10 protein-coding genes are annotated in these 10205 nt (G+C 74.6%); 9 read left to right on the forward strand and 1 reads right to left on the reverse strand.

Features of this window, described 5'->3' with window-relative positions:
• The first annotated feature begins 83 nt into the window (after positions 1-83).
• The 7 genes from ACFV4N_RS33140 to ACFV4N_RS33170 all read left to right on the forward strand — a co-directional run bounded on the left by ACFV4N_RS33140 (position 84) and on the right by ACFV4N_RS33170 (position 7432).
• Entirely contained in the window at positions 84-842 is a 759-nt protein-coding gene (locus ACFV4N_RS33140; protein WP_499676593.1) for an ArsR/SmtB family transcription factor, read from the forward strand.
• Between the two features lie 100 nt (positions 843-942).
• On the forward strand, positions 943-2127 hold the full coding sequence (locus ACFV4N_RS33145) for a LeuA family protein (protein ID WP_499676594.1): 1185 nt from the start codon (positions 943-945) through the stop codon (positions 2125-2127).
• An 11-nt stretch (positions 2128-2138) separates the two neighbouring features.
• Entirely contained in the window at positions 2139-3536 is a 1398-nt protein-coding gene (gene leuC / locus ACFV4N_RS33150) for a 3-isopropylmalate dehydratase large subunit (RefSeq protein ID WP_499676602.1), read from the forward strand.
• Positions 3524-4123: a 3-isopropylmalate dehydratase small subunit gene (gene leuD, locus ACFV4N_RS33155; protein ID WP_499676595.1), complete on the forward strand. Its 600-nt coding sequence runs from the start codon at positions 3524-3526 to the stop codon at positions 4121-4123. Before leuC ends, leuD begins: the two co-directional genes overlap by 13 nt.
• Positions 4120-5148 (forward strand): isocitrate/isopropylmalate dehydrogenase family protein, encoded by a 1029-nt coding sequence (locus tag ACFV4N_RS33160; protein WP_499676596.1) that lies wholly within the window; start codon positions 4120-4122, stop codon positions 5146-5148. Before leuD ends, ACFV4N_RS33160 begins: the two co-directional genes overlap by 4 nt.
• A gap of 44 nt (positions 5149-5192) precedes the next feature.
• Entirely contained in the window at positions 5193-6290 is a 1098-nt protein-coding gene (locus ACFV4N_RS33165; protein WP_499676597.1) for an SAM-dependent methyltransferase, read from the forward strand.
• Positions 6287-7432: a pyridoxal phosphate-dependent aminotransferase gene (locus ACFV4N_RS33170; RefSeq protein WP_499676598.1), complete on the forward strand. Its 1146-nt coding sequence runs from the start codon at positions 6287-6289 to the stop codon at positions 7430-7432. Before ACFV4N_RS33165 ends, ACFV4N_RS33170 begins: the two co-directional genes overlap by 4 nt.
• 8 nt (positions 7433-7440) lie before the next feature.
• Here the strand turns inward: ACFV4N_RS33170 and ACFV4N_RS33175 are convergent, their stop codons facing one another.
• The gene (locus tag ACFV4N_RS33175; RefSeq protein WP_499676599.1) at positions 7441-8100 is read right to left on the reverse strand and encodes a response regulator; all 660 of its coding nucleotides are present in this window, start codon (positions 8098-8100) and stop codon (positions 7441-7443) included.
• A 93-nt stretch (positions 8101-8193) separates the two neighbouring features.
• On the opposite strand from ACFV4N_RS33175, the gene ACFV4N_RS33180 reads away from it, so the two are divergent.
• The gene (locus ACFV4N_RS33180) at positions 8194-9717 is read left to right on the forward strand and encodes a sensor histidine kinase (RefSeq protein ID WP_499676600.1); all 1524 of its coding nucleotides are present in this window, start codon (positions 8194-8196) and stop codon (positions 9715-9717) included.
• A 27-nt stretch (positions 9718-9744) separates the two neighbouring features.
• Positions 9745-10205 (forward strand): tryptophan 2,3-dioxygenase family protein (locus tag ACFV4N_RS33185; RefSeq protein ID WP_499676601.1); only part of this gene is annotated, 461 nt, incomplete at its 3' end.

The following is a 10205-nucleotide window of genomic DNA, read 5'->3' on the forward strand; positions in this document are numbered from 1 at the left end:
AGGTTTTCGATCTCTGGGGCGCTCCCCTGTTTCTGCCTCTCCCGCTGTCGCTCCCTGGCTTTGTTGGTTTTATGATCGGCCCCGTGTGGGGGGGGGCCCTGGGGGGGCGCGCGTCCGACCTGGTGCGGCTGTTGGGCGACGCCGCGGGCACCTCCCGCGCCGGCGCGGTCCGGGACGCGCTGCCCGCCGTGGTGCGCGAACTCGACCGGCGGGCGATCCAGCCGTACTGGCCGGGCATCAGCGCCTACCTCGCGGGCGAGCGCGACGCGCACGGGCGCACGCTCCTCGCGGGGGGCGTGGCGAGCCTGCTCGCCACGCTGCACCCGGCGATCCGCTGGTGCCCGCCGATGCTGGAGGTGCCCTCCGACGAGGACGAGGACGTCGACCTCGGGGGCGCGGGCATCGTGCTGGCGCCGTCGCTGTTCCTCACCGGCAGGCCCGCCGTGCTGATCGGCCCCCTGTCCCGCGGCGGCCAGGTGGCGCTCGCGTTCTCCGCGACGCCCACCGCCGACGCCGCCGCGGGCCTGTGGGGAACCCGCGCCCTCGTGCGCGAGTCCCTGGGGCCGCTGGTCGGCCGAACCAGGGCGCGCCTGCTGCGCGAGACCAGGACCGGCTGCACGACCGGCGAGCTGGCCCAACTCCTCGGCATCTCACCGGCCTGCGTCAGCCAGCACACCGGTGTCCTGCGCGAGGCGCGGTTGATCACGACCCGCAGGCACCGCAACACCGTCGTGCACTGCATCACCGCGCTCGGCATCGCGCTGCTGGGCGAGGACTTCGCGTCACCGCCGCCGGTCGGCGCGCCGGTGCCGGCCGGGCAGCGAGTTTCGCAGCTGCCTTAAAGGCGTGGTGCGCGGCTGCGGGGTGCGCTGGGATGAGACCGGCGGGGGCAGACACCGAGCACTGCTGGCGGTTCGGCGAACCGTCGGGACGGAGGGCCGAGTGAGCGGTAACAACGAGTGCCAGCCCAGGAGGATCGCGGTCTTCGACGCCACCCTGCGCGACGGTGAACAGGCGCCGGGCAACGCGATGTCGCCAGAGGACAAGCTGCGCTACGCGTTGGAGTCCGAGGCCTTCGGCGCGGACGTGATCGAGGTGGGGTTCCCCGCGTCGTCCCCGGCGGACTTCGTGGCCGCCGGACTGGTCGCCAACGCCTTGACCACCGCCCGGTTCTCCACCTTCAACCGGTGCTCGCGCCAGGACATCGACGCGTCGGCGGCCGCCGCGGGCATCCACCCCCGCCACCAGGTCGCCGTCTGCGGCACCGGAAGCGACCTGCACCTGGAGCACAAGCGCGGTATCACCCGCGAGCAGGCGCGAGCCGAGGGCCGCGACGCCGTGGGGTACGCGAAGTCGCTGGGGGCGACCGACATCGCGTTCTGCGTGGAGGACGCCAGCCGCGCCGACCGGGACTTCGTCAAGGCCCTGGTCTGCGACGCGGTCGAGGCGGGGGCCACCACCATCGGCATGGCGGACACGACCGGGTCGGCGACCCCCGACGAGTACGCGTCGCTCTTCGCCGCGGCGCGCCGGTGGCTGCCCGCCGACATCACGCTCTCCACGCACTGCCACGACGACCTCGGCCTGTCCCTGGCCAACGCCCTGGCGGCCGTGCTCGCGGGCGCGGACGAGGTGCAGAGCACCCTCGCGGGCATCGGCGAGCGCTCCGGCAACACCCCGCTGGAGGAAGTGGCGGCGGTGCTCGCGGTCAAGGGCGTCGGCCTCGGTCTCTCCACCGGCATCGCCCTCGACCGGCTCTACGACTCGTACCTGCGGCTCGCGGAGACCATCGGCCTCCGGACGCCGAGGAACAAGGCCGTCTTCGGGGACAACGCCTTCGCCACCCAGGCGGGCATCCACCAGCACGGCATCCTCCAGAACCCGGCCACCTACGAACTCGTCGACCCGGCCCGGTTCGGCAGGCGTCGGCGGCTGCTGGTCGGCAGGCACTCCGGCCGGGCGATCGTGCGCCACCTCCTCGTCGACCTCGGCCGGGCCGAAGACGACGAGCTGGTCGAACGGCTGTACCAGGAGCTGGTCGCGGCCCGCGCGGGGTCCGAGTGCGACGAACTCGACGCGCTGCGCGCCCGGGTGGCCGCCGAGCTGGAGGCGGTGACGCGCTCGTGACGCCGAGGACGATGGCGCAGAAGGTCTGGGACGCCCACGTCGTCGCGACCGCGGGCGACGGCGCCGACCTGATCTACATCGACCTGCACCTGGTGCACGAAGCCAGTTCCTCGCAGGCCTTCGACGGGCTGCGGACCGCGGGGCGCCGGGTGCGCGCGCCGGGGCTGACCCTGGCGGTCGAGGACCACAACGTCCCCACGCACACCCTGCGGATCACCGACCCGATCAGCGTCGAGCAGCTGGAGACCCTGCGCCGCAACTGCGCCGAGCACGGCATCGAGCTCTTCCGCCACGGCGACCGCGCCCAGGGCGTGGTGCACGTGATCGCCCCGGAGCTGGGGGTGGTGCACCCGGGCATGACCGTGGTCTGCGGCGACAGCCACACCTCCACGCACGGCGCGTTCGGCGCGCTCGCCTTCGGCATCGGCACCACCGACCTCGAACACGTGCTGGCCACCCAGACGCTGGCGCTGCGCAGGCCGAGGACGATGGCCGTCGAGTTCACCGGGCGGGCGCCCGCCGGCGTCACCGCGAAGGACATGATGCTGGCGCTGCTGGCCGAGGTCGGCGCCAACGACGCGGCGGGGCACGTCATCGAGTACCGCGGCGACCCGGTGCGCGAGCTGTCCATGGAAGCCCGCATGACCATGTGCAACCTCAGCGTCGAGGCGGGGGCGCGGGCCGGGATGATCGCCCCGGACGACACGACCTTCGCCTACCTGGAGCGCACCGAACGCGCGCCGACCGGGGCAGCCTGGGAGGACGCGCTGGCGCACTGGCGCGCGCAGACCACCGACGAGGGCGCGGCGTTCGACCGCACCGTCCGCCTGGACGTCTCCGGGCTGACACCGTTCGTCACCTGGGGCACCAACCCGGGTCAGGCCGTCCCGCTGTCCGAGGCGGTGCCCGACCCGGACTCGTTCTCCTCGGAACCCGAGCGCGACAGCGCCCGGCGCGCCCTGCGCTACATGGGTCTGAGCCCCGGGACGCCCATGCGCGACATCCCCATCGACATGGTGTTCCTGGGCTCCTGCACCAACGGCAGGGTCGAGGACCTGCGCGCGGCGGCCGATGTCCTGCGGGGCCGCAAGCTCGCACCCGGCACCGAGATGCTGGTGGTGCCCGGCTCGATGGCGGTGCGGGCGCAGGCGGAGGCCGAGGGCCTGCACGAGGTGTTCACCGCCGCGGGCGCCTCCTGGCGGTTCTCCGGGTGCTCGATGTGCCTGGGCATGAACGCCGACCGGGTGCGCGGCGACCGGCGGTGCGCGTCGACGTCCAATCGCAACTACGAGGGCAGGCAGGGCCCGCGGGCGCGCACGCACCTGGTGTCGCCCGCCACGGCGGCGGCCACCGCCGTGCTCGGGCGCCTGGCCGCTCCCGCCGACCTGGAGGAACCGTGCTCCCGCTGACCGAGCACACCGGCACCGCCGTCCCGCTGGCCCGCAGCGACGTCGACACCGACCAGATCATCCCCAGCGACTACTGCCGCAGGCTGACCAAGACCGGGTTCGCGCCCGGCCTGTTCGCGCAGTGGCGGCAGGAAGAGGGCTTCGTCCTGAACCAGCCCCGCTACGCCGGGGCCACCGTCCTGGTCGCCGAGCGCAACTTCGGCACCGGGAGCTCGCGCGAGCCCGCGGTGTGGGCGTTGCGCGACTGGGGTTTCGCCGTGGTCGTCGCCGAGGGGTTCGGCGACATCTTCGAGCGCAACGCCCTCAAGAACGGCCTGCTCACCGTCCGGCTGCCCACCGCCGCGGTCACCGAGGTGCGCTCGGCCGTGGAGGCCGACCCGACGCTGCCGGTCACCGTCGACCTCGTCGCGCTGGAGGTCCGGCTGGGCGAGCGGCGGTGGTCGTTCGACGTGGACGGGCACGCCCGGTGGCTCCTGCTCAACGGCCTCGACGAGATCGACCTGACGCTGTCCCGGGAGGACGCCATCGCCGCGTACGAGCGAGGACGGCCCCACTGGCTGGCGCCGCGCCGGGCAGGGGCCCGATGACGACCGTCGCGGTCGTCCCCGGCGACGGCATCGGACCGGAGGTCGTCGCCGAGGCGGTGGCCGCCGTCGACGAGCTGGGGCTGGGGATCGACTTCGACGTGCTGGACGCGGTCAACGCGCGGACCTACCTCGAGCACGGCACCGCGATGACCGACGCCGACTTCGACCGGGTGCGCGCGGCGGACGGCGTCCTGGTGGGCGCCATCGGCCACCCGTCGGTCCCCGACCCGGCGTACGGGCGCGGGGTCCTGCTGCGGATGCGCTTCGAACTCGACCTCTACGCCAACTACCGCCCGGTGCGGCTGCTGCACGACAGGCTCAGCCCGCTGCGCGACCCGGCCCGCCGGGGCATCGACTGCGCGATCGTGCGGGAGAACACCGAGGGCCTCTACGCCGGGATCGGCGGCGCCCTGCGCCCCGGCACCGGGGCCGAGGTCGCGGTCGACACCGAGGTCAGCACGCACGCGGGCGTCACGCGGGTGCTGAAGTTCGCGCTGTCGGCGGCTACCCGCTCGGTGTGCATGGTGGACAAGGCCAACGCCGTGGAGAGCGGGGGCGGCCTCTGGCAGCGCTGCTGGGACAGGGAGCGGCGGACCCGGCCCGACCTGGAGACCCGCCACCTGTACGTGGACGTGGCGGCGATGCGGCTGGTGCGCGACCCCGACTCGTTCGACGTGATCGTCACCAACAACTCCTACGGCGACATCCTCAGCGACCTCGCCGCCGAGGTCGGCGGGGGGCTGGGCTGCGCCGCGTCGGCCAACCTCAACCCCGAGACCGGTGCCGGCCTGTACGAGCCGGTGCACGGCAGCGCCCCGGACATCGCGGGCACCGGGCTGGCCAACCCGGTGGGCGCAGTGCTCAGCGCGGCGCTGCTGCTCGACCGGCTCGGGCACGCCGAACCCGCGCGGTCGCTGCGCGCGGCGGTCCGGGAGGCCGTGGAGGCGGCGCGCTGCACCCCGGACCTCGGGGGCGACCTCGACACCCGGGAGGCGGGCGCGGCCATCCGCGCTGCGTGCCGGTGACCCACCCGATCCACCCGCTCGACCCGAGACTTGGAGCGACGCACGTGACGATCCCGGAAGATGTGCTGGTCGAGGACCCGGCCGTGCAGGCGGTGTGGAAGCCCCTCGTCGGCGAGGGAGTCCCTGACCTGGCGGCCCAGCACGTGCTCGCCTCGACCCTGGTCGGCCTGGGCCGGGCCGGGATCGCGCAGCGGCTGTCCGAAGAGGACTGGACGGGGCTGGCCGATCTGGTGCCGGCCGGCGGGGTGCCGCACCTGGTGCGCAACGTCCTGCGCTACCTGGAGATCCGCGGCGTCGTCGAGTCCGACGGGATCCGGTGGGTGGGCGCCGAACCGGCGCCGGGGTGCGAGGACGGCGGCCGGTGGAGGCTGACCGGCCGCGGGGCGGTGCTGCTGTCGCGGGTGGGCGAATCCCTGCTCGGCTTCTACGTGGAGGCATACGGCCCGGTCCTGGCGCGAATCGGCGGCCTGCTGGACGGCACGGTCGACTACGGCACCGACGTCGAGCGCGACACCGAGGCCCTCGGCCGCCGCTGCGAACCGATGACGATCAGCTTCCTGGCCCGGCTGCTCGGGGACCTGATGGCCCGCCGCGGCGCGCACTCGGTGCTCGAACTCGGCTGCGGCACCGGCGGGCTCGCCCTGCACATGGCGCGGACCGACCCGGAGTTCCGCGCCATCGGCCTGGACATCGCCGAGGACGCCATCGCGCTGGCCGAGCGCCGCCTCGCCGACGTCGACCTCGGCGGTCGCGTCCGGTTCGTCGTCGGGGACGCGTTCCGGCCCGACACCTGGCCCGCCGCCGCGGCCGACTGCGACTTCTACCTGGCCGTCGGCGCGCTGCACGAGCAGTTCCGCGACGGTGAGGACGCGGTGGTCGAGCTGCTGTCGCGGTACCGGTCGCTGCTGGCCGCCAAGCCGGGGCGCGTGCTCCTGCTGGCCGAGCCCGAGCTCCAGATCAACGCGGGCGACGCCGAGTACTACCTGGCCCACGTGCTCACCAAGCAGGGCTTCCCGCAGGGAAGGCAGGCCTGGCTGGACGTCATCGCCGCCGCGGGACTGCGCTGCGAACGGGTGTACGCCCAGCCCAACGTGGAGTTCCGCTTCGCCTTCTACGAGATCACCGCCGGGGACCCGGCGTGATCTCCAGGCGAGCGGCGGGACTGCCCGTCCAGGTCCTGCCCGACCTGCTGGCCAGGGCCGCCGGCGCCGACGTGGTCGACCTGGCCCTCGGCATCCCGCCCAGCGGTCCCGCGCCCGCCCTGTCGGACGCGGCCCAGGAGGCGCTGCGCTCGGGAGCCCACCAGTACACCGACCCGGCGGGTCTGCCCGCGCTGCGCGAGGTGGTCGCGGCCGAACTCGAGCGCGAGCGCGGCGTGCCGGTCGACCCGGACCGCGAGGTGACCATCACCTGCGGTGCGACCGAGGGCGTGCTGGCCGCGCTGCTGGCGGTGACCGATGCCGGCGACGAGGTGCTGGTGCCGGACCCCGCCTTCGAGAACCACCCCGGTGCGGTGGCGCTGGCGGGCGCGGTGGCCCGACCGGTGCCTCTGGTCGGTCCCGGCTGGGCCCTCGACCCGGACGCGCTCGCCGCCGCCTGCACCGGGCGGACCAGGGCGATCCTGCTGAACACGCCGCACAACCCCACGGGGCGCTCGTTCACCCGCGCCGAGGTCGAGGGCGTGCTGCGGCTGTGCGAGGAACGGGACCTGGTGTGCGTGACGGACGAGGTCTACCACAGGTACACGTTCGACGGCCGGGAGCACGTCTCACCGCTGGGGCTGACCGGTCCGGGTGAGCGGGCCGTCGTGGTCGGCAGCTTCTCGAAGGTGCGCGGCATCCCGGGGTGGCGGCTGGGGTACGCGGTCGCGGGCGGGCGGCTGACGGCCGCCTTGCGCGGTGTCCACGCCAGGCTGACCCTGGGCGCAGCCACGCCGCTCCAGCAGGCGCTGGCCACCGCCGGACCGGGAGGCGAGCCGTGCGGGACCGGGGAGTCCCGGGCGCGGCGGGCGCAGCTGGTCACCGGGTTGGGCGAACTGGGGCTCCGGGTGGTCGAACCCGAGGGGGGATGGTTCCTGCTCGCGGGTGTCGACGGGCTCGGCTGGGCCTCCGACGAGCTGGCGGAGAAGCTCGCGGCCGAGGCGGGCCTGCTCGTCGCGCCCGGCACGGTGTTCTTCGCCGACCCCGCGGAGGGCAGGCGGTGGCTCCGGTTCAACCTGGTGCGCGACGAGGCCACGACGGCCGAGGGCCTGCGCAGGCTCCGCCGCTTCCTGAACGGGTCGTGATGCGCGTATCACCGGTCCCCGTCGACCAGCTGCGCCTCGTAGCCCAGGATCGCCGCCTCCACCCGGTTGCGCACCCCCAGCCGGTTCAGGATGGAACTCACGTGCGTCTTCACCGTGCCCTCGACCAGGGACAGCGCCTTGGCGATCTCGGCGTTGGACCGGCCGGCGGCCAGCAGCGCCAGCACCTCCCGCTCCCGGGCGGTGAGCTGGTCGGTGAGCTTGCGGGCGGCGACCGACCTGGAGAGCCGGTCACCGCTGAGCCTGGTGATCACCCGCCTCGCCACGCGGGGCGACAGGAACGCCGCGCCGTCGGCGACCGCGCGCACCGCGGCCAGCAGCTCGCGCGGGTCTCCCGCCTTCAGCAGGAACCCGCTGGCACCGTCGCCGAGGGCGCGGGAGATGTAGTCGTCCTCGCCGAAGGTGGTGAGGATGACCACGGCGGTGCCGGAGGCGCTGCGGCGGATCTCCGCCGCGGCGGACAGCCCGTCCAGTTCGGGCATCCGCACGTCGAGCAGCACCACGTCGGGCCGGTGCCGCAGCACGAGGTCCACCGCGGCGCGGCCGTCGGCCGCCTCGGCCAGCACCTCGACACCCGGGTCCGTCTCCAGGATCGCCCGCACGGTGGCGCGCACGCTCGCCTCGTCGTCCGCCAGGACCACCCTGATCACGGCCACCTCCCGATTCCGCGCACTGACCCGGTGCGCCTGCATGGTCGCACAGCGTGCACGGACCCGGGGCCGGGGGCCGGTAGGGTCGGGCCCGTGATCGGAGTCGTCGCGCGGTACCGGGATCGACGGGCAGTGGTCGCCGACCTGGCGCTCTGGGCGCTGCTGTCGGCCCTCGTGCTGCTCGGCTCGCCGATCGGCCCGGTGACGCTGCCCTGGGAGTGGCGGGTCGCGGCCCTGGCGCCGTTGGCCGCCGCGGTCGTGCTGGCCCGCGCGCTGCCGCCGGTGGCGCTGGGCGCGGTCGCCGCGCTGAGCGTGCTCGACGCCTGGTTCTTCCCCGCCCTGTTCGCACTGTCCTACGTGGTCGGCAGGAACGACGCCCGTGAGCGGCAGGCGCTCTACACCTTCGCCGGGATCGTCGTGGCGGGCACCGCGACGTTGATCGTCCTGCCCGACGCGGGGACCGCGCTGCGCACCGTGCCGCTGCTGACGCTGTCGATCACCCCGTGGCTGATCGGCCGCCACCGGCGGGTGCAGGGCGACCTGGCCGCCGCGGGCTGGCAGCGTGCGATGGACCTGGAGCGCAGGCAGCGCGAGGTCGCCGAGCGCGCCCGGCTGCGCGAGCGGTGGCGCATCGCCCAGGACATGCACGACCAGCTCGGCCACGACCTGAGCCTGCTCGCCATGCGCGTGGGCCTGCTGGAGGTGGCGGGTTCCCAGGACGACCGGGTGCGCGAGCTGGCGCGCGAACTGCGCGAGGTGGCGCAGGGCGCGGTGGAGCGCCTGCACGACGTGATCGGCGTGCTGCGCGCCGACGGCGGCACCGACGGCGTGACGGCCCGCGCGCCGGTGCCCGACGACGCGGCGGCCATGGTCGACGCCGCGCGCCGGGCGGGCATGGCGGTCGAGCTGCGCCGGGACGGCGCGGAGGACCTGCCCGAACCGGTGGAGCAGGCCGTGCGCCTGGTGGTGCGCGAAGCGCTCACCAACGCCGGCAAGCACGCGCCGGGGGCCCGGGTGCAGGTGCGCCTGCGCACCGCGGCCGACGGCACGGACGTCACCGTCCACACCGGCGCGCCGACCGCGGGGCGACCGGAACGCGTGCGCGGCAGCGGCAGCGGCTTGACCGCGCTCGCCGAGCACGCCGCCGACCTCGGGGGCGTCTTCGACTCCGGCGCCCGGGACGGCGGGTTCGTCGTCCACGCCTGGTTCCCGCACGTCGGGCGCGACCTGCCGAAGGCGCCGCCGGTGAGCGACGTCCCGACCCGCCGGAGCCGTGGCCTGGCGGCGACCGTGGTGCCGCCGCTGGCCGCCGTCGTGGTGCTGCTCAGCCTGATGATGGCTTACTTCGCCGACACCACCGACGACACGGTCCTCGACCCCGGGACCTTCAGCAGCCTCGCGCTCGGGCAGGCGCGCGCGGACGTCGCGGGGCTCCTGCCCGCGCGGCAGGTGGCCGTGACCGCGGTGACCGGTCCCGCCGCGCCCCCCGGTTCCCGGTGCGAGCACTACCGCACGCGCAACGGCGACCTCTTCGAGTCGGACATCCCGGTGTACCGGCTCTGCTTCACGGACGGGCGGCTCGTTCTCAAGGACGGTGCCTCGGCCCGCCTGAACTGACTCTTCACACGGACGGGATAGGCAGACATGTCCGACGCACCGCAAACCGACCAGGTGTACGGCGACATCCTCCGGCTGGAGCCGCTGCTGGCGTCCGCGCACGTGCACGAGGGTTCGCCGGAACGGATGTTCTTCCTGGTGACCCACCAGGTCTGCGAGCTGTGGTTCGCCTTGGTGCTGGGCCACCTCGACGCCGCGGCGCGCGCCCTGCGCGACGGCGAGGCGGACGCGGCGGCCGGGTGGCTGGAGCGGCTGCCCTCGGTGGTGCGGGTCCTGGTGGCCCAGTTCGACGCGCTCACCACCCTCGCGCCCGCCGACTTCGAGGGCATCCGCACCGCGCTCGGCTCGGCCAGCGGCATCCAGTCCGCGCAGTTCCGCGAGATCGAGTACGCCTGCGGCCTGCGCGACACCCGGGCCCTGGCCACCAGGGGCTTCAGCGAGGCCGAGCGCGACCGGTTGCGGCGGCGGCTGACGGAGCAGTCGGTCGC

The organism is Actinosynnema sp. NPDC059797 (assembly GCF_042732085.1).
Lineage (GTDB): Bacteria > Actinomycetota > Actinomycetes > Mycobacteriales > Pseudonocardiaceae > Actinosynnema.

Excerpts from the sequence above, each read along its gene's own strand:
- leuC (WP_499676602.1), top strand. The coding sequence starts at position 2,139 with ATGGCGCAGAAGGTCTGGGACGCCCACGTCGTCGCGACCGCGGGCGAC.
- ACFV4N_RS33160 (WP_499676596.1), top strand. The coding sequence starts at position 4,120 with ATGACGACCGTCGCGGTCGTCCCCGGCGACGGCATCGGACCGGAGGTC.